20 protein-coding genes are annotated in these 19,892 nt (G+C 36.5%); 10 read left to right on the forward strand and 10 right to left on the reverse strand.

The window, feature by feature from the left end; genetic code table 11:
• The first annotated feature begins 41 nt into the window (after nucleotides 1–41).
• The 3 genes from pepQ to KO502_RS09755 are packed head-to-tail and all read left to right on the forward strand — an operon-like array spanning nucleotide 42 to nucleotide 3,504.
• Complete coding sequence (gene pepQ, locus KO502_RS09745; protein WP_216022390.1) at nucleotides 42–1,373, forward strand: Xaa-Pro dipeptidase; 1,332 nt, start codon at nucleotides 42–44, stop codon at nucleotides 1,371–1,373.
• A 46-nt stretch (nucleotides 1,374–1,419) separates the two neighbouring features.
• Nucleotides 1,420–2,034, forward strand: a complete 615-nt coding sequence (locus KO502_RS09750) for a YigZ family protein (RefSeq protein WP_216022391.1) — start codon at nucleotides 1,420–1,422, stop codon at nucleotides 2,032–2,034.
• Between the two features lie 18 nt (nucleotides 2,035–2,052).
• Nucleotides 2,053–3,504, forward strand: coding sequence for a TrkH family potassium uptake protein (locus KO502_RS09755; RefSeq protein ID WP_216022392.1), 1,452 nt, complete (start codon nucleotides 2,053–2,055; stop codon nucleotides 3,502–3,504).
• 38 nt (nucleotides 3,505–3,542) lie between these two features.
• On the opposite strand, the gene trkA is transcribed toward KO502_RS09755, so the two are convergent.
• The 4 genes from trkA to def form a co-directional block, all read right to left on the reverse strand.
• Nucleotides 3,543–4,919 (reverse strand): Trk system potassium transporter TrkA, encoded by a 1,377-nt coding sequence (trkA, locus tag KO502_RS09760; protein ID WP_216022393.1) that lies wholly within the window; start codon nucleotides 4,917–4,919, stop codon nucleotides 3,543–3,545.
• A 40-nt stretch (nucleotides 4,920–4,959) separates the two neighbouring features.
• Nucleotides 4,960–6,279 (reverse strand): 16S rRNA (cytosine(967)-C(5))-methyltransferase RsmB, encoded by a 1,320-nt coding sequence (gene rsmB, locus KO502_RS09765; protein WP_216022394.1) that lies wholly within the window; start codon nucleotides 6,277–6,279, stop codon nucleotides 4,960–4,962.
• 37 nt (nucleotides 6,280–6,316) lie between these two features.
• Complete coding sequence (gene fmt, locus KO502_RS09770) at nucleotides 6,317–7,300, reverse strand: methionyl-tRNA formyltransferase (RefSeq protein WP_252730703.1); 984 nt, start codon at nucleotides 7,298–7,300, stop codon at nucleotides 6,317–6,319.
• A gap of 135 nt (nucleotides 7,301–7,435) precedes the next feature.
• Complete coding sequence (gene def, locus KO502_RS09775) at nucleotides 7,436–7,945, reverse strand: peptide deformylase (protein ID WP_216022395.1); 510 nt, start codon at nucleotides 7,943–7,945, stop codon at nucleotides 7,436–7,438.
• Nucleotides 7,946–8,100: 155 nt separating this feature from the next.
• On the opposite strand from def, the gene KO502_RS09780 reads away from it, so the two are divergent.
• The 3 genes from KO502_RS09780 to KO502_RS09790 all read left to right on the forward strand — a co-directional run bounded on the left by KO502_RS09780 (nucleotide 8,101) and on the right by KO502_RS09790 (nucleotide 11,046).
• The gene (locus KO502_RS09780; protein WP_216022396.1) at nucleotides 8,101–9,201 is read left to right on the forward strand and encodes a LysM peptidoglycan-binding domain-containing protein; all 1,101 of its coding nucleotides are present in this window, start codon (nucleotides 8,101–8,103) and stop codon (nucleotides 9,199–9,201) included.
• A gap of 114 nt (nucleotides 9,202–9,315) precedes the next feature.
• A complete protein-coding gene (dprA, locus tag KO502_RS09785; RefSeq protein ID WP_252730704.1) occupies nucleotides 9,316–10,554 on the forward strand; it encodes a DNA-processing protein DprA in 1,239 nt (412 codons plus the stop codon).
• An 18-nt stretch (nucleotides 10,555–10,572) separates the two neighbouring features.
• Nucleotides 10,573–11,046 (forward strand): DUF494 family protein, encoded by a 474-nt coding sequence (locus tag KO502_RS09790; protein WP_216022397.1) that lies wholly within the window; start codon nucleotides 10,573–10,575, stop codon nucleotides 11,044–11,046.
• A gap of 92 nt (nucleotides 11,047–11,138) precedes the next feature.
• Here the strand turns inward: KO502_RS09790 and KO502_RS09795 are convergent, their stop codons facing one another.
• From KO502_RS09795 to KO502_RS09805, 3 genes are all read right to left on the reverse strand, one after another.
• Nucleotides 11,139–12,005, reverse strand: a complete 867-nt coding sequence (locus KO502_RS09795; RefSeq protein ID WP_216022398.1) for a glycosyltransferase family 2 protein — start codon at nucleotides 12,003–12,005, stop codon at nucleotides 11,139–11,141.
• A 10-nt stretch (nucleotides 12,006–12,015) separates the two neighbouring features.
• Nucleotides 12,016–12,924: a glycosyltransferase family 2 protein gene (locus tag KO502_RS09800; RefSeq protein WP_252730705.1), complete on the reverse strand. Its 909-nt coding sequence runs from the start codon at nucleotides 12,922–12,924 to the stop codon at nucleotides 12,016–12,018.
• 112 nt (nucleotides 12,925–13,036) lie between these two features.
• Nucleotides 13,037–14,143 carry a glycosyltransferase gene (locus KO502_RS09805; protein ID WP_216022399.1) on the reverse strand — a complete coding sequence of 369 codons (1,107 nt, stop codon included), beginning with the start codon at nucleotides 14,141–14,143 and terminating at the stop codon, nucleotides 13,037–13,039.
• Between the two features lie 149 nt (nucleotides 14,144–14,292).
• Between KO502_RS09805 and KO502_RS09810 the strand changes: the two genes are divergently transcribed.
• On the forward strand, nucleotides 14,293–14,853 hold the full coding sequence (locus KO502_RS09810; protein ID WP_216022400.1) for a type I DNA topoisomerase: 561 nt from the start codon (nucleotides 14,293–14,295) through the stop codon (nucleotides 14,851–14,853).
• A gap of 121 nt (nucleotides 14,854–14,974) precedes the next feature.
• On the opposite strand, the gene KO502_RS09815 is transcribed toward KO502_RS09810, so the two are convergent.
• Both KO502_RS09815 and purE read right to left on the reverse strand, forming a co-directional pair.
• Nucleotides 14,975–16,126: a 5-(carboxyamino)imidazole ribonucleotide synthase gene (locus KO502_RS09815; RefSeq protein ID WP_216022401.1), complete on the reverse strand. Its 1,152-nt coding sequence runs from the start codon at nucleotides 16,124–16,126 to the stop codon at nucleotides 14,975–14,977.
• 9 nt (nucleotides 16,127–16,135) lie between these two features.
• Nucleotides 16,136–16,618, reverse strand: a complete 483-nt coding sequence (gene purE / locus KO502_RS09820) for a 5-(carboxyamino)imidazole ribonucleotide mutase (protein WP_216022402.1) — start codon at nucleotides 16,616–16,618, stop codon at nucleotides 16,136–16,138.
• A 221-nt stretch (nucleotides 16,619–16,839) separates the two neighbouring features.
• On the opposite strand from purE, the gene KO502_RS09825 reads away from it, so the two are divergent.
• The 3 genes from KO502_RS09825 (at nucleotide 16,840) to KO502_RS09835 (ending at nucleotide 18,527) form a co-directional block, all read left to right on the forward strand.
• A complete protein-coding gene (locus KO502_RS09825; RefSeq protein WP_216022403.1) occupies nucleotides 16,840–17,391 on the forward strand; it encodes an L-threonylcarbamoyladenylate synthase in 552 nt (183 codons plus the stop codon).
• A gap of 61 nt (nucleotides 17,392–17,452) precedes the next feature.
• Nucleotides 17,453–18,286 carry a shikimate dehydrogenase gene (aroE, locus tag KO502_RS09830; RefSeq protein ID WP_216022404.1) on the forward strand — a complete coding sequence of 278 codons (834 nt, stop codon included), beginning with the start codon at nucleotides 17,453–17,455 and terminating at the stop codon, nucleotides 18,284–18,286.
• Between the two features lie 7 nt (nucleotides 18,287–18,293).
• Nucleotides 18,294–18,527 (forward strand): hypothetical protein, encoded by a 234-nt coding sequence (locus tag KO502_RS09835; RefSeq protein WP_216022405.1) that lies wholly within the window; start codon nucleotides 18,294–18,296, stop codon nucleotides 18,525–18,527.
• Nucleotides 18,528–18,565: 38 nt separating this feature from the next.
• On the opposite strand, the gene KO502_RS09840 is transcribed toward KO502_RS09835, so the two are convergent.
• Nucleotides 18,566–19,117 (reverse strand): gamma carbonic anhydrase family protein, encoded by a 552-nt coding sequence (locus KO502_RS09840; RefSeq protein WP_216022406.1) that lies wholly within the window; start codon nucleotides 19,115–19,117, stop codon nucleotides 18,566–18,568.
• Nucleotides 19,118–19,892: the final 775 nt, after the last annotated feature.

Raw genomic sequence — 19,892 nt, forward strand, 5'->3', positions numbered from 1 at the left:
TAAGGCTATGTTACTGAATGCGCATTTTGGAGGTATGAATAATGACAACGCTTAATGAAAAACTAGCTTCGCAATTTCCCGCACATATAGCCCAACTACAACAGATGACAAAAACAGTGCTTTCACGTGAAAATCTTGAAGGTATTGTTATTCATTCAGGACAAGAAATTAAAGCTTTTCTCGATGACAATAGTTATCCATTTAAAGTAAATCCACATTTTAAATATTGGTTACCACTGATTGATATTCCAAACTCTTGGCTAGTGGTCAATGGTGAAGATAAACCCACCTTAATTTATTACCAGCCCATTGATTTTTGGCACAAAGTAACACCTTTACAAGAAAGTTATTGGAATCAATTTTTTACTATTAAAGTATTAACCAAAGCGAGTGAAGTCGATCAGCTACTACCTTATGACAAAAAAGGTTTTGCTTATATTGGTAGTCATATCGAAGTAGCAACAGCGCTTGGTTTTGAAGCAATTAACCCTGAGCCGTTATTAAATTATATTCATTATCATCGTGGTTATAAGTCAAAGTATGAACATGAATGTATTCGCCAATCAAACTTAATAGCAGTACAAGCGCATCAAATAGCACGTAATGCTTTTTTACAAGGCGATAGCGAATATGATATTCAACAGGCTTATTTAAAGTCTATTGGCTACGGTACTAATGATACGCCATACGCTAATATTGTTGCGTTAAATAAAAACAGTTCAATTTTACATTACACCGCTTTAGACAAAGTAGTACCACAAGTACATCAATCGTTTCTTATTGATGCAGGTGCCCATTTTAATGGTTATGCCGCCGATATTACTCGTACTTATTCTTATAAAAATGATAAGTTTGCCGAGTTAATTACCCGTATGGATATACTTATGCTTGATGCTGTTTCAGGGTTAAAGCCAGGGGTAAGCTATGTTGATTTACATATTCAAACTTATAAAGCCATTGGTGAAGTTTTACGCGAGTTTAATTTTATTAATGTAGATGCAGATACTGCGGTGGAGTCAGGTATAATTTCCAGCTTTTTCCCGCATGGTTTAGGACATCATTTAGGCTTACAAGTGCATGATGTTGGTGGTTTTATGACAGATGAACGCGGCACTCATGTCAATACGCCAGCAGAGCATCCATTTTTACGTACGTCGCGAATGATTGAATCAAACCAAGTCTTTACCATTGAACCAGGCTTATATTTTATTGATTCATTGTTAGCAGATTTAAAAGCATCAACCAACGCGGATCAAGTTAATTGGAAAAATGTTGATGCAATGCGTGATTTTGGCGGTATTCGAATTGAAGATAATGTTATTGTGCATAAATCTCATAATGAAAATATCACCAGAGACCTTGGCCTAACCTAGCGTGTAGAATAAACCTCATAAAACTATTAATAAATAAGAATACATTGTGTCTAAATCTTTTCTCATTGCGGTTAATAACGTCGAAGACGAATTAATTGTTAACCGTAGTCGTTTCATTTGTTACTTAAGACCTTGTGAAAGTATTGCTGATGCCAAGTTGATGTTAAAGGAGTTACAACAACTTCATCCGCAAGCAAGTCATCATTGTCAGGCATTTTTAACTAAAGCTGCTGATGATAGCCAAGGTTATGGCTTTTCTGATGATGGAGAGCCTAGCGGCACCGCAGGAAAACCTATGCTGTTGGCGTTACAAGGCGGAGGAATAGGGCAAGTGTGTGCTATTGTTGTTCGTTACTTTGGTGGCACAAAATTAGGTACTGGGGGCTTACAAAGAGCTTATGGTGGCAGTGTACGTCAAGCGTTAACGCTTTTAGAGTCTAAAATAAAGAAAGCTATGGTGCATAAAACCTTAGCATGTCAATATAGCCAAGTAGATGATGTATTGCATTTATTAGGACAAATTGAAGGCGAAGTAACGTCACAAGATTACCAACAAGATGTGGTATTTCAATTAGCTATTCCAATTGAAAAATTAACATTACTGCAAGATAAGTTACAAACGTTATCGGCAGGACAATTATGCTTAACCGCTGTTAAATAAAAAACAAGAAAATAAAACGTGCAATATAAAAATATAATTCGAATTATAGGTTTGCTGGTAATGCTACTTAGCGTAACCATGCTACCGCCAGCATTAATATCCTTAGTCTATCGCGATGGCGGTGGTCTACCTTTCTTACTTGGTTTTTTATGGTGTATTTTTACTGGTTTTGCAGCTTGGTATCCGCACCGTAATGAAAAAACAGATCTTAAATCCAGAGAAGGTTTTTTAATTGTTGTACTTTTTTGGCTTGTATTAGCTAGCTTCTCTGCTATTCCTTTTATTTTATTAGAGCAACCAAATTTATCTACGGCAGACGCTTTTTTTGAATCTTTCTCAGGATTAACAACCACGGGAGCAACCATCTTAACGCATATTGATGACTTACCTCATGCTGTATTGTGGTATCGCCAACAGCTGCAATGGTTAGGTGGTATGGGTATCATCGTACTTGCGGTTGCTGTACTGCCAATGCTTGGTATTGGTGGTATGCAGTTATATAGAGCTGAAACACCGGGTCCGGTAAAAGACTCAAAAATGACCCCGCGGATAGCGGATACCGCAAAACATTTGTGGTACATTTATTTAGGTTTAACGGTTGCTTGTGCGTTAGCGTATTGGCTAGCGGGTATGTCTGGGTTTGATGCAATTTGTCATGCTTTCTCAACAATTGCTATAGGCGGGTTTTCGACCCATGATGCCAGTATCGGCTATTTTAATAGTCCAGCAATCAACTTAGTGTGTGTCATTTTTTTACTTATTGCGGGTGTTAACTTTGCTCTGCATTATGCTGCGGTACAAAGTCGATCGCTAAAAAGTTATATATTTGATCCAGAATTTAAAGTGTTTATTGGTATTCAAGTAGTGCTTACCTTAATTTGTTTTACGGTACTTATAAATACAGGAACTTATCAAGATGCTGATCATGCACTTGATCAAGCGCTTTTTCAGTCGGTTTCTATTAGTACCACCGCGGGTTTTGCTACTACGTCTTTTTCTGAGTGGCCGACGTTATTACCTATGTTACTTATATTTTCTAGTTTTATTGGTGGTTGTGCCGGTAGTACAGGTGGTGGTATGAAAGTAGTGCGTGTTACCTTACTTTACTTACAAGGACTTAGAGAGCTAAATAAGTTGGTTCATCCGCGCGCTATTTTTAGTATCAAGCTAGGTCGAAAAGTATTACCTGATAAAGTCGTTGAAGCTGTTTGGGGGTTTTTCTCTGCTTATGCGGCAGTATTTGTTATTTGTATGTTATTACTTTTGGCCACAGGTATGGATGATATTACCGCGTTTACTGCGGTAGCTGCTTGTATTAATAACCTTGGTCCTGGTTTAGGTGAGGTTGCTGCTAATTTCTCATCAATTAATGACACCAGTAAATGGGTATTAATTATGGCAATGTTGTTTGGTCGTTTAGAGATATTTACTTTATTAGTATTATTCACGCCAGCGTTCTGGCGTTCATAATGTATGCTTAAGCATGTAAACTAAATATAAGGCTGCTGTTAAAAGTAAATAGCACTTACTTGAAACAGTTTTTCTATATCGCTGATATATTTTTTACTGACTAAAAATACAATAACGTGATCTTCTTCGTATATTAACGTATTTGAATGAGCAATTAATACTTCACTGCCTCTAACCACTGCGCCAATCGTGGCACCTGGCGGCAGTTTAATATTTTTGATGGTACGACCTACCACTTTAGATGATTTTTCATCACCTTTGGCGACAATCTCAATAGCTTCTGCAGCGCCACCACGTAAGCTGTAAACATTATCTATAGCACCACGCCTAACATGAGTTAACAATGCCGAAATCGTTGCTTGTTGTGGTGAGATAGCAATATCAATAGTACTGCCGTGCACTAAGTCAATATAAGCATCTCGCTGAATAAGTACCATGGTTTTACGCACACCGAGCCTTTTTGCAAGTAATGACGACATGATATTTGCTTCATCATCATTGGTTACGGCAATAAAAATATCAAATTGGTCAATATTTTCTTCAGTGAGTAACTCTTGATCAGAAGAATCACCAGCAAAAACTAAGGTATTGTTTAACTCAGAGGTAAGTTTTTCAGCACGCGCTTGTGAACGCTCAATAAGTTTTACCTGATGATTTTTCTCTAAAATACGAGCTAAACCCGCACCAATATTACCACCGCCGGCAATCATAATACGTTTATAAGCTGATTCTAGCTTTTGTAATTCGTTCATTACGGCGCGAATATGAATACTTGCGGCAATAAAAAATACTTCATCATCCGCTTCTATTACTGTGGTGCCTAACGGACGTATTGGCCTACCGTTACGGTAAATTGCGGCCACACGAGTATCTACATTAGGAATATGATCTCTTAACGTTGATAGGGCATGACCTACCAATAGGCCACCATAATAAGCTTTTACAGCAACTAGACTGACTTTACCTTCGGCAAATTCAAGTACTTGTAGAGCGCCTGGGTAATCGATAAGTCGAGCAATATCTCGTGTTACGAGTTCTTCAGGAGCAATAATATGATCGATAGGGATGTGTTTCTTATGAAACAATTCGTCAGAGTATTTTAATATTTGATTGGAACGAATACGGGCTATTTTTTTCGGCGTATTAAATAACGATGAGCATATTTGGCAGGTGATCATGTTGGTGGCATCGTCACTGGTAACGGCAATAACCATATCTGCATCTTCAGCGCCGGCACTTTTTAATACGTCGGGGTAGCAACCTTGACCATTAATAACCTGTAAGTCCATTTTATCTTGTAACTCTTGGAGCTTTTCACTGTTTGTATCAACAACGGATATTTCATTGTTTTCACCAACAAGGTTTTCAGCTAATGTTCCGCCAACTTGTCCTGCACCCACTATGATTATCTTCATGCGTTACTTATTCTGCTTGTTTAATTAAAATTTAATGACTTTATTTGGTCTTTAACAGTTTGGCGTAATAAAAACCGTCCATGTTTTTTGTATCAGGTAATAATTGCCAGCCTATAGAAGCTTCATCAGTATCAGGGCTATCGTTTCTAATGGCAATTAATTGTGCATCTTCATTTTGCTCAATAAAACGAGATACCTGCTGACAGTTTTCTTCCGGTAAAATACTACAGGTTACATACAATAAAGTACCACCGGGTTTAAGTAATGACCAAATATTATCAAGGATCTGCTGTTGTAATATGACTAATTTTTCAATATCGTCAGCTTTACGTAGCCACTTTATGTCAGGGTGACGGCGAATTACGCCAGTACCAGAGCAGGGGGCATCAAGTAATATTCGATCGTATAATTCACCAGACCACCAGTCTTTAGTTGCTGCATCACCGGCAATAACTGTTGCTTTTAGCTTTAAGCGTTCTAAGTTTTCATGAACACGCGTCAAACGACCTTCTTCAATATCAATAGCTGTCATTGAAGTAATATTAGATGTTTGCTCAATAATATGACAAGTTTTACCGCCTGGCGCTGCACAGCAATCTAAAACAATGTCATTTGGCTGACAGTCTAGTAGTAATGCTGCCTGTTGTGCTGCACCATCTTGTATTGAAACCCAGCCTTGATCAAAGCCCGGCAGTTTTGCTACATCGAGTGCTTTAGCTAAGGCAATTGCTTGTGAGTGAGGCTCAATGTAAGCAATTTCAATATCGGCTTCATTAAGTAATGCTTGGTATTGTTCAATACTATGATGTTGCTGATTAACACGTAACCACATTGGTGGTCTATTTTGGTTTGCTTCAAGAATCGATTGCCATTGCTCTGGATAACTTTGTTGTACTTTTTTGATAAACCAACTAGGGTGATTGTATTTTATTGGGTCGGGTAGATTTTTATCTGATCCAGATACTTTACTTTCAGCTTCTAGAGTACGCAAAAAGCCTCTAAGTACAGCGTTTACAAGCCCTTTCATATGACTGTTTTTAAGCGGTTTAGTTGCTGCAACTGTTTCGCTAACCGCGGCGTGATCAGGTATGCGCATATAGCGTATTTGATAAACACCCACTAACAATAAAAAATGAAAAACACGTTGTTTGCCTTTTATTGGTTTTTGTACCAAATGACGCACATCATTTTCTAGCTCCGGTAAGTAACGTAATACGCCGTAGCAGATTTCTTGTAATAGGCCTTTATCTTTACCTATGAGTTTATCTTGTTGCTTTGGTAGCTCATCACTTAAGCTGCGGCCTTGGTCTATTACGGCATAACAACATTTTGCGGCAAGGGCTCTAATATTAATGGTCATTATTTCTCTTAATTTATTTACTTGAATACAGCTGTATTTAATTTAACTGATTAATAGGGCTGCCAACAACGAACCAATCGCTGCGACCATTGATAATATCTTTTACTGGTAATGCTTTTTTTCCTGGTAATTGAATAACTTCTAAACGAATTACACCGTTAGTTGTGGCGACATCAATACCTTCTTTGTCTGCTTTGATTATGGTACCGGGTGATGCATTACCTTGATGTTCTTGCACAGACGCTTGCCATACTCGTAATCTATGCAATTTACTGTCTGTTTCGGCAAAGGTAAATTGAGAAACAGGCCAGGGAATATAAGCTCTGATTTTACGATGCAGTTCACTTGCACTAAGTTGCCAATCAAGTTCTGCTTCAGTTTTATCTAGTTTATGAGCATAAGTTGCTTGTTCGTTATCTTGTGCAATATTGTGTTCGCTCGCTTGGTAATCTTCTTTTGCCATTAACTCAAGAGTGTTTACTAATGCTGAAGGGCCTAAGTTAGCAAGTTTTTCATAAAGGCTGGCGCTTGTGTCGGTGTTTTCAATATCACACTCTGCGGTTAGTATCATGTCGCCGGTATCTAAACCTTTATCCATTTGCATAATGGTTACGCCAGTTTTGGCATCCCCCATTTCAAGAGAGCGTTGAATTGGTGCCGCACCGCGCCATTTTGGTAATATTGAACCATGCACATTGATACAGCCTAAACGAGGAGCGTTTAAAATGACTTCTGGTAACAATAAACCGTAAGCAACTACCACCATAATATCAGCGTTATATTGTGTTAATTGCTGTTGGTCTACTTCGGCTTTAAAATTGATTGGCTGCACTACGGTTATGTTATGTTCAAGTGCGAGTAATTTGGTTGCACATGCGGTTAACTTTTTACCGCGGCCAGCGGGCTTATCTGGTGGACAATAAACAGCGACAACATTATGTTCAGAGTTAATGAGTGCAGCTAAATGTTGTGCTGCAAAATCAGGAGTGCCGGCGAAAATAATATTTAATGGCATGGTCAAAGTGAAGTCCTATAGTTTGTAAGTTAGTGCTTACTTTTTACTTTGTCTTTTAATAACCGCTTTGTATAACTACTTACTCGGCGTTGAGGTAAAAATAATAAGTACTGTGCTGGTCTCAATCACAATAGTATAAGCTTAGTTATTTTTTAACTTTGCTTCTTTTTCTAATTTCTTTTGAATACGTTGGCGCTTTAAAGGTGAGAGGTAATCAACAAATAAAACGCCTTTTAAATGGTCAAGCTCATGCTGAATACAAATACTTTGTAATGCGGTGGCGTTTAATGTGAATTCATTTCCATCTCGATCAAGGGCTTTTACCGTACAAGTATCATGTCTATCTACTTTGGCGTAAGTTCCGGGTACTGATAAACAGCCTTCTTCATTTACAGAGGTTTCATCGCTGGCAAGTGTCACTTCAGGATTAATAAGTACTATGGGTTGGTTTCTTTCTTCTGAGGTATCCATAACCACTATTTGCTGATGAATATCAACTTGAGTCGCCGCTAAACCAACACCGTTCTCGTCGTACATAGTTTCCAACATATCGTCTATAACCGTTGTTGTGGCAGCAGTTATATTAAGAACTGGTTGGGCTTTTGTTCTTAAACGCGGATCAGGAAAACGTAAAACAGTTAAAATAGTCATATTTTTTTAAAAGAGTTAGCGATAATTCATCGAGAATGTTATCTTTTAATTATATACTCAAGTAACTGTAACTGAAACCCGCATTTTTAAGTCACTTGATATAACTAATAATTATAGTGCGTTATAACAGTAAGCACTGAAAAGGAAAGAGCTCCATGCTTAAAAAAATAATAATATCATTATCTTTAATTTCTTATCCGTTAACTCTACTTGCAGATCAGATAAAACTTAATGATAACGCGCCTAAAACCCATGTTGTAGTAAAAGGGGATACCTTATGGGATATCTCAGAAGTTTTTCTTGAGCAACCTTGGTTATGGCCTAAGCTTTGGCGTTTAAATCCTGAAGTTAATAACCCTCATTTAATCTATCCGGGGGATATTTTAAGGTTAGTTTACGATGAAAATGGTAATCCAATGTTGGTCGTTGATAAAGGGGCTAATCAAGGTAAAGCGAGTTACAAGTGGTCTCCTAAAATTCGCCAAGAAAATAAAGATGATTCAGCGATAAGTTTGCTACCACTTGAAGTTGTCGCACCTTATATGACATACGCGCATTTATTTTCAGAAGATGAGCTAGAAGAACTACCTTACGTTATAGGTAGTGATGAAGGCTATAGAATGACAACCAAAGATTTCAAAGTTTATGTTAATGCTGACTTAGAAGTTTCACAAAGCTACGCTATGTACGATAAAGGCGAAGAGCTGTTTGATCCTGAAACTGAGGAATCGTTAGGCTTTTATGTTGATCTTGTCGGTACAGGACAAGCAATAAAAACTGGTGATATGGAAAATAATGTTCCGGCGACTATTCATGTTAGCTCAGTAAAAAGAGAAATTGCTGCTGGTAGTTATGTTGTGCCAATTAATGATGGGCAATTATTACCTTCAGTTTTTTCAATGAAAGCAGCTAAAAAATCATTACGTGGCTCTATTGTAAAAGCAACAAGTGATGCCAGACGTTTTGGTAAATTAGAAATTATTATGATCAATCGTGGTGCAGAACATGATGTAACCACTGGTGATGTAATGGGTATTAAACGTACTAGTCCTGGTGTTGTAGATACAGGCGATGGACCTGCTTACCTTATAGAAGCGTCAAGCTGGGATAAGTTAACAGGTAGTGATTATAAAATGCCTGAAGAATACCTTGGTGAATTAATGATTTTCAAAGTGTTTGAAAAAGCAAGTATGGGTATTATTCTACAGACAGAAAAACCAGCGAGAATTAACGATATAATTACAGTTCCAGAGTAAAGTACTACCCAAATAATAAACTGTTAAAATTTTTATTCCCTTTCTAATTATATGGAACACATAAAATATAGAAAGGGAATAAATAGTAAACTTGTTCTTAAGGAGAAGACAAGTATGATCAATAACAGTATACCTCAAGAGCAAACCGTAAAATCTAATGACCAAGAAAGTCATCAGCAATCTCATCTGTTAAACAAGCAACCAAGTAATGCTGAATATTGGTTAGCGTTAAAACTTGTCCCGCGATTAGCCATACATAAAAAAATAGCACTGGTTGAAGCTTTCGGCTTAATCTCGCTTTTCTCAACAGATAATACTTCCTCAATATTAAGCTCTGCGAATAATTTAACTGTTAATCAACTTGTTGCTTTTCAGCAACCTAATTGGCAAAAAATAACAAATATCATCCAAACAAGTGCTGCTTGTAATAGTAAGGTTATTGGTTATGGCGATACAGATTACCCGCAATTACTGAAAGAAATTTATGATCCGCCATTAGTTATCTTTGTACAGGGTAATATTGCTTTACTTAATGCACCACAAATAGCGGTAGTGGGTAGTCGCTCCGCTAGTGTAGTGGGTCGAGAAACGGCTTTTATCTTAAGTAAAGATCTCGCTCAGCAAGGTATAGTTATTACTAGTGGTTTAGCACTTGGCATTGATGCAGCAGCTCATCGTGGCGCTATATCTTTGCCTAACAGTACCGTTGCGGTTGTTGCTACCGGCTTAGATCAAGTATACCCAGCAAGGCATAAAACATTAGCCCAGCAAGTAATCACAAAGGGCGGCGTTATTGTAAGTGAATTTTTACCTGGAACTCAGCCTAGGGCAGGACATTTTCCTAAGAGAAATAGGCTTATTAGCGGTTTAAGCTTAGGTGTTTTAGTTGTTGAAGCTGAGTTAAAAAGTGGTTCATTAATTACTGCTCGTTGCGCACTCGAACAAAATAGAGATGTTTTTGCAATTCCAAGCTCTATTGAAAACCAAAAAGCTAAAGGTTGTCACTGGTTAATTAAACAAGGCGCTAAACTTGTTGAACAAGCTGCCGATATATTAGAAGAGTTCGATTTTACTGATAAAGCTAGTCTATACTTTAAGAAAACTATTAAGAATAAAGGTATTAAGGCGTTTACCTTGTCTGCTCAAAGTACATTAAAAAGTGATGTTGAAATAAAACAAAAAGACTTGTGTAACGATGAATTGTTGGATAATGTGGGATTTGAAATTACTCCTGTAGATAAAGTTGTTTCGCGAAGCGAACTTCCCGTAGATGAGGTGTTAACTCGATTAACATTACTTGAACTAAGTGGTTTGGTATCTGCGGTACCTGGTGGCTACATTAGAACGAAATAGAGTATAAAGGGGCTAATTATGTTTGATATTTTAATGTATCTTTTTGAAACGTATATCCAAAATGAAGCTGAAGCCATGGTAGACCATGACTTGTTAACTGATGAGTTAACACGTGCAGGCTTTCATCAGGATGAAATATATAAAGCGTTAAATTGGTTAGAAAAGCTATCAGCTTTACAAGATACTGACGCTTATCCTTACCTTACTCGTGTAGGTAGTAAGTCAGTTCGTATTTACACTAACGATGAAATGCAGCTACTTGATACTAAGAGTCGTGGTTTTATCTTATTTTTAGAACAAGTTAATGTGCTTGATTTCACCACGCGTGAAATGGTTATTGATAGGGTAATGGAGCTTGATACTCAGTATTTCTCAATGGATGATCTTAAATGGGTTATCTTAATGGTACTATTTAATGTACCAGGTAAAGAAACAGCTTACTCTCAATTAGAAGATCTTATTTTTGATGAGCAAGAAGGGCCGTTGCATTAAGCAACTTTACAGTATCAGCAATTAAAAATTGCCTTATTATTTGAGGTTGTTAATTGCTGAAAATTACTTTAAATAACAGGTACTGTATTAACTTATTTAAATATAACAGAGCAAATAAGTAATAGTTTTTTTAATGGCTTTACAGATGACAATGTTATTTTTGATAGCTTTTTCATTTTATTTAATGAGTTATCATGTCTAGCCATAAACCGATAAAAGTGATATTGATTCTCTGAGGATACAGTCTCAAAGTTAGAAAACTCTTTTTGAATGAAGTGATAAGTATCTATTCGAACTTTATGCGCTAATGATTTTTGTTCCGCTCTATGCTTTGTTGATACTTGGTCTAGTGATTTTCTGTATTCAAGTATTACATCAGGTATATTAGCTAACAGTCCTACTTTAAGTATCTCTGACCACAACTTAACATCTTGTCCATATTTATAAATAGGATCATAAGATAATTCATTTTCTATTAATATTGAACGTCTGATCATTGATGATGGATTTGATATAGGCGCTCTATGTAAAGAATAAAAAAGTAAATCTTGATGTTTAGTTGGTCGTGATGTTTTTTTTATAAACCCATTCTCATTAAATTCGTTTATTGAACCGCCACAAGCTGAAACTTTGTTGAATCCTTCCATGAAGGCTACCTGCTTTTCAATCCTGTCTAGGCTTGAAATATCATCAGCATCCATTCTTGCTATATATTTTCCTGTGCAGTATTGAATGGCATTATTAAGTGCCTCAACTATTCCTTTATTGGTGTGTGTTAATATTTGGATTCTATCGTCGTTGAATGCTTCAATTTTAGCTAAGGTATTATCGGTAGAGCCATCATTCACAAATATAAACTCAATGTTCTGGTAAGTCTGATTGAGAAGACTATTAATAGCTTCATCTATATGTTGCTCAGCGTTATAACATGACATTAAAACAGAAACTAACGGGGCCATATTACTACCTTTATTCTTGAATGTTTTTTTGTATTTTACGAGTAGCTATTCTGATTTCAGATATTTTACTATCTTCATCGTAACGGCCTTTTTTGATGTGACGAATTTGAAAAACACCATCAATACTAATAGGTGTACCGTCAGTACCAACTAACCATCTAAAAGCGGTATCTTCATAGGTTTTGCGCCATCGATCTGATTCTGTTTGAAATATACGAATATTGTCACAGTAACCTATTGCACGAGCAACATCACCGTGCACAATTTGATAAGGTCCTATCGCTTTACTGCGCGCATGTGACTTAAACGAATCAGTATTAATATCAACTACTTGCGGTTGAGCCTCGGCTTGCAATAAAGGATCATCCTCTTCAAGCATATCGGTTACTTGTATTTCTTTTGGGAAATAAAGTGTATCTGTTTTTCCTTGTAATTGTTTAGCTAGAGAGTCTAAACAGTTTTCATGAAAAATAATATCGCAGTCCGTAAACCATACCCAATCAGCTTTTGTTGAAAGTGCGGCTGCATTTCTGCCTATACCTCGACGAAAAAGCTTTTCTTTATCTGTTGCTTGCCAATTCCAAATAACATTGGGTACTTCAATATTTGAGAAAAGATCGAGGGTTTTTTGAGTTGCCTCATCTTCTTTCGAATAAAATACTGTCACAGTAAGCGTTAATTCTTTTGGAGGATGATTTACAAATGAACTTAATTGATAAACCAACATATTTGAATATTGCCAACAGTGACTAACAAGCTCTAAAGATAAATGGCCCTCTTTAGCTTGTCTGTCGGCTACTTTTGGTAATGGTTTTCTAAAAAATGAAACAGGAATAATATGTTTTATAACCAAACGAAATAGTTGAGTGAAAAACTTATTATATTTTGAATGTGGATAAGTTTTAGTTTTTAGCATCATATTTAGTACTTTGAGGTCAGTTAATATCTAAGCGATATCTTATTGGTAAGTATCATAGCATATAACATTATTGCGTATAGTCGATTAAATTTCAGATAATAGAATGTGAAACCTAGCGGACGCTATTGTATATGTCTTCGAGTTTTTTACATTGGGTTCTAATGTTAAAGTATTTATTTACGCGCTCAATACCCGCAGTAGCCATTTTTTGTCTTAATGTTGTATTTTGCAGAACTTGCAGTAAATTATCGGCTAGTTGTTGTTGATCTTTTTGCGGTGATAACAGACCTGTTACTTGATCTATGACTGATTCACTAACCCCGCCTGTATCAAAAGCTACAACAGGCGTGCCGACGGCTTGAGACTCCATACAAACAGTAGGCATACCTTCTTCATTTCCTCTGGCCATTCTTATGCTTGGTAAACAAGTAACCCATGACTTAGACATGAGATCTTTAACTTGCTTCCTATCTTGAGCGCCAACAAAAGTAATATTTTTAAGTGAACTCGCTTGCTCTGTTAATATTTTCTGATAATTACCATAGCCAGCAATAATGAGTTTAGCTTCTGGTAGTATGGCATTAACCGTTTTCATTGCTTGCAATAAATACTGACAACCTTTTTGTTCTATTAACCTACCTACAAACAGAATAGTTGGTTCACTATACTTGTCTTGGCAAGGTGAAAAATATTGGTTATCCATACCAATATAATGTTGAATTATTTTATCTTCAGGGCAGCCTCTTTCAATAAGCTTATTCTGAATGAACTTAGAAACAGCAATAATCTTCGATGAGTTTTGATAAGTGATTTTTCGATGTTTCTGATTATATGATAACTTGCCTTTTTGAGTGATATCAGAGCCATGAAAGGTGGTTATCATAGGTAAATCTAATTTTTTAGCGATAGGTGAACAGTAGTAACCACCTTTACCAAAATGTGCATGAATAACTTTAGCATCAACATTTGATAGTTGCTGGCGCCAATTTGGTGTGAGGATTTGCGCACCATCTAATAATAAACGTGAAAAGGCGGGAAATAATGAGGCGTTTTCTTGCACACAAGTTTCATGGCCTTTAATTAATGAAATACCAGACGTATTATTTCTTAAACCAACATAAACAGGTTGATATGTTGGTAAATTATTACCCTGAGCGGCAACAAAAGTATTCGACATTGGTAAAACACGTTTGGTAAAAATTAATACTTTAGGTTTCATATTATTACTTTTAAAAGAGTATGATAAATGTGTTCATTGTACCTGTATTAACTATAGCACTCAGTAACTTTCTACGTGTTTTACGACTGATAATTTAGCAAGAGTATGGCATAATAAAAAATTAACCAATGTTCTGGATATTTTACTTTATGTCTGCCTCTGATAATTCGTTATTTAATAAACACGAACATGCTTTAGAAAATCATGGAAACTGTCCATTATGTAATGCCGCATTAGCTATTAAGCACGGTAAGTCAGGTACTTTTTTAGGTTGTGTAAATTACCCCGGCTGCGAATATACACGGGCACTTGTAGAGCATGAACGAGTAGAAGATAAAATATTACCGGGTAGTGAGTGTCCATTATGTTCACATGAATTAGCAGTAAAGCAAGGTCGTTACGGCATGTTTATTGGCTGTAGTAATTATCCTGCTTGTCATCATATTGAACATGAAGAGCAAGAGCTGATACAAAATGTTGTTTGCCCAAGTTGTAAAAAAGGCTCACTTCAAGAAAAGACGAGTCGTTTTGGTAAGAAGTTTTATTCTTGTGACGCTTACCCAAAGTGTAAGTTTGTCGTTAATCATGAGCCTATTGAAGGTGAGTGTGAGAAATGTCAGTTCCCATTATTATTAAAAAGAAATATGGCAGCAGGGGTTAAGTATCAATGTGCTGATAAAAAATGCTCGCATATGCAAAAGGGTATTTAACCTAACTGTAATTCCCAATGTTGAGCTCGATAAATTCAAGACGATAAAAAACGCTGATTACCTACAAAGTAATCAGCGTTTTTGTTTAAACAAATAAAATTATTATGTTTAAATTCAGGGTTTATTTTGTTTTATTTACGTAAGCATTTGCAAAGTCAGCCAGATCAGGAAATGCTTGTTTGCAAAGTATGCTAGCTAATTTTTGTAAACGCTCTGCAAGTTGTTGCTCATTATCACCACTTACATTGATATGACCCATTTTACGACCCGCGCGTTTGCCTTTTTTATACCAATGCATGGTGACACTTGGTATAGAAAGTACGTCATCAGATACACTGTCTTCGCCAATAATATTTATCATAGCAGTAGGGCGAATAAGCTGAGTACCACCTAAAGGTAAATCACAAATAGCACGTAAGTGGTTTTCAAATTGGCAAGTATCAGCGCCTTGTTGCGTCCAGTGACCTGAGTTATGAACACGAGGTGCAATTTCATTTACTAATAATTGCTCACCTACTTGAAAAAACTCAATGGCTAAAACACCGACATAATTTAACTTACCAGATAATGCTTTAAACACAGTGCCAGCTTGATCTTGTAACTGACTATCTACAGGTGCAGCTAAAGATACACTTAAAATACCATTGGTATGATGATTTTCAGTTAAAGGGTAAACTGCTACATCACCATTAACACGGCGAACACCCACTAAAGACAATTCACGATCAAATGGCACCATTTGCTCAGCAACAATGCCTTGGGTTTCTTTAGCAGAAGCTAAAAATTCAGACATTTCTTGCCAAACACTGTCAATATCAGCAGCAGACTTTAAGCGCCATTGTCCTTTACCGTCATAGCCTTCAAGTGCTGTTTTAAAGATAATTGGCAGAGATAACTGTGCAAGAGCATTGTCAAAATCAGCTTTAGTATTTATAAAGTAATGCTTGGCATTAGCAGCGTTACATGACTCAAGTAATGCTTTTTCTAAACGTCTGTCACCACCAATCTTAATGGATTCACTCGTTGGAAATAACTTACCTGATTGCTCACACTCGGCAAGTACGTCATGTTTAACATGCTCAAATTCAGCGGTAATAACATCAGCATTGGCAATGCCTTGTTGTAAATCACCGTAAATACGATCGGGATAAATAGGGCTAACAACTTTATCACTTCTTACATCAAATGCTTTAACGTCCAAGTTTAAAGGTGTGCCCGCTAATTCCATCATTCGAGCTAATTGACCTGCGCCAAGTACGAGAACTTTATTCATGAGTTATCTTTATTCTGCTGGGTTCGGGTTAGCTAGTATTGTTTCGGTTTGATTTTTACGAAACGCTTCAATGTTTTTCATAATCTCAGGATTATGTGTACCAATAATTTGGGCAGCAAGTAAACCTGCATTAGCAGCACCAGCAGTGCCTATAGCTAAAGTACCTACAGCGATACCTTTTGGCATTTGCACAATAGACAATAATGAATCTTGTCCGCTAAGGGCTTTAGACTGCACAGGCACACCTAAAACAGGTAAAGGTGTGTAGGCGGCTGTCATTCCTGGTAAATGCGCAGCACCACCGGCACCACCAATAATAACTTTAATGCCTCTATCTTTTGCGCCTTGTGCATATTCCGCTAACAAATGAGGAGTACGATGAGCCGAAACAACTTTGGTTTCATACTTAACGCCTAATAAATCAAGCATTTCTGCCGCATGTTGCATTGTTGGCCAATCTGATTTTGACCCCATGATGATACCCACTGCCATGAATTTATGCCCTTTAAAATAATTAAATACTCTTCTAATTATGAAGAAATTGAAAAATAAGCCGGTAATTATAACCTTGTTTGCCTCAATACGGAATGGTGAACTTTTCTAACGATAAATTAATCTATTTATTCGGTATTTATGGGGATTAATTTAGGTATTTATTAAACTAGTTTGATATTATTAAAGTGTTTGTAATCTTTAATAATATCGAGTTGCCTGTGAACGAGACAAATGTAGTTGATGCTTTTATCTGCGGTGGAATCATTGCTTATCCAACTGAAGCTGTGTTTGGCTTGGGTTGTGATCCTGATAATGAGGCAGCGTTAAAGCGTTTATTAACATTAAAACAAAGGTCTGCAGAAAAAGGGCTTATTTTATTAGCGGGTAATTATGCACAATTATTACCTTATATTGATGTTAGTAAAATACCTCAAGAAAAATTAAGCCTTATATTGTCAAGATGGCCTGATGGGATCACTCAGTTAGTACCTAAAAGCAAAAACTTATCACCATTACTGTCGGGTAAATTCGATACAATAGCAGTACGTATCACTAGTCAGCCTGATGTAGTTGCATTATGTGATGAAACGAGCAAACCTATTGTCTCAACTAGTGCGAATTTATCAGGGCAAGAGCCCGCTAAAACATGGCAAACATTAGACGATGCATTACTTAAGCAAGTTGATTTTATAATCAAAGGCGATACGCTAGGACATCAATCCCCATCAAAAATAATTGATGCCCTTACCGATCAAGTAATAAGAACATAAAAAAACTATATTTTAGCTTTCATAACCTCTTTTATATTTAACTATGGTGATAACCAACTCAATGACTCAACAAAAATCAGACCAATACCTTGTATACGGTAACCCGATAAAACAATCTCGCTCACCAGACATCCATAAAATATTTGCTGATGAAAATAAAATTGCGATTAATTATCAAAAGCAATTAGTAGAGCTTGGTGGTTTTGATTCAGCGGTAAAGTCTTTTATTAGTCAAGGTGGTAAAGGCGCAAATGTTACCGCTCCTTTTAAAGAAGACGCCTTAAAATTGTCTGACTCTTTAACAGAACGTGCATCATTAGCTGGCGCAGTTAACACGCTTACCTTCAAAGAAGGTAAAATATATGGTGATAACACCGATGGTGAGGGTCTAGTTCAAGATCTATTGAGCAACGATGTTACGTTAAAGCAAAGCCGAATATTGATATTGGGTGCAGGAGGTGCAGTACGAGGCGTTATTTTACCGCTTCTTGCGCAAAATCCTAAAGGTATAACCATCGCCAATAGAACCGTTAGTAAAGCACAGACATTATGTGAAAACTTTAATGATGAACGGTTAAATGCTTGTGGTTTTGATGATACAACAGGACAAACTTTTGATGTAATAATTAACGCAACGTCTGCAAGTTTATCGGGTGATTTACCACCAATACCAGCGTCAGTCATATCAAGTCATGTTGCTTGTTACGATATGGTGTACGGCAAAGATGAAACCCCTTTTATTAAGTGGGCTAAAGAGCAGGGCGCAATAAAAACCATCGATGGTTTAGGTATGTTAGTTGGGCAAGCAGCAGTTAGTTTTTCTGTTTGGCATAATGTTATGCCAGATATACAACCCGTTATTGAACGTTTAAGAGCAGCTATTCAAGCAGGATAAGAAAATTATGAATCAAGCGATCTTGTTTAATGACGATCTAACTTTTGATAGTGAACAAGATGCTTGGTGCTTTACCGCATTACTTTCAGGGCAAGCTATTACTGTTTACTTTCATTCAATAGAATTAAAGCAATTACATGAAATAAGTAGTTGTACGAAATTTGATTTAGAAGAGATAGTTGAACTCTGGCTCGAAAAGAATGAGCCAGAGGGAGATACAATACATATAGAAATGCGTTAATCTATTTACTCTTAAGTTAATAAAGATCACTTGGTCAATTAGTTATTATTTAACTCGGCAAGGTAATCATCTTTTAATTCAGTGTAATTAATAGCAGATTGTTTTAAAAAAGCGCTTTCACTTTCTTTTAGCGGGCGCGCTTTCTTCATCGGATTACCAACATATAAAAAACCACTTTCTAATACTTTATTTGGTGGCACTAAAGTACCAGCACCAATAAAAACATCATCCTGAACGACAGCTCCATCCATAATAATAGCTCCCATACCAACGAGTATTCTATTTCCTAACGTACAGCCATGTAACATGCATAAATGACCAATTGTTACATCATCACCAATAATTAATGGATTACCATCAGGGTTATTAATACTTTTACGGGTTACATGTAAAACACTACCATCTTGAATATTGGTTCTGTCACCAATAGCAATAATATTAACATCACCACGTGCAGCAACTAATGGCCAAATACTGGCATCTTCTCCAATGGTTATATCGCCAATAAGGATGGCAGAATCATCAATAAATGTTTTTGATCCTATTTTAGGTGTTATTCCTTTATAAGGACGAATGTTTGTAGTGGTCATTATGATACCTGTTGCTATACGTTTTAATTAAAAGCGTTACTTAAGCTAAAAATAACACAGGAAATAAATAAAAGCAGTAATGTAACTAGCGAAAATGCAGAAACAGAAAATGAAATGGGGCAAGTAAAAGATTAGATAATAAACAGCTAGAGTTAAATATATACAAGGCCTGTGTTAAATATAAGCAAAGTAAAAAAAACAATGTTTTTTATAAGAAAAAGGTTGACCCACAATTAAAACTCTCTACAATGCGCAACCAGTTCCAAGGGGTTCACAACAAATGAATCATGAAGAGCTTGTTTTACTAAGTTATCTACTCGCTTTAAGCGGTTTATAGCTTAGGTTAACGTATCGTTTCAAAGCCTTTTAAATTAATTTAAAAAACTTTCAAATAAAATGTTGACATTAAAACACGGAAGCGTATGATACGCATCCTGCTTCGGGGCAACAGCAACGAGCAAGTGAGTTTAACTCACATCGGTAATGAGCGAATGCGACTCTTACCTAACATTCAATCGAATGTTTTTCTTTAACAATTAGTTATCATGCAATTTGTGTGGGCACTCACATTAATGTTGTTTTACATTGCTACCTCGGTAGCAAAAACGCTTAATGAATGATGTTCATGCAAATAAATATAGTTACGTGTCTTTAGTTAGATATGTAGCGACTATGTAATGCGATACTTACTTTGGTAGGTATCACGACAGAATTCATTGAGCAGGTGTTCATTTTTACTTCGGTATTAAGTGACATCACAAACGATTTTTAATTG

Source organism: Colwellia sp. E2M01, assembly GCF_018860585.1.
Taxonomy (GTDB): Bacteria; Pseudomonadota; Gammaproteobacteria; order Enterobacterales; family Alteromonadaceae; genus Colwellia.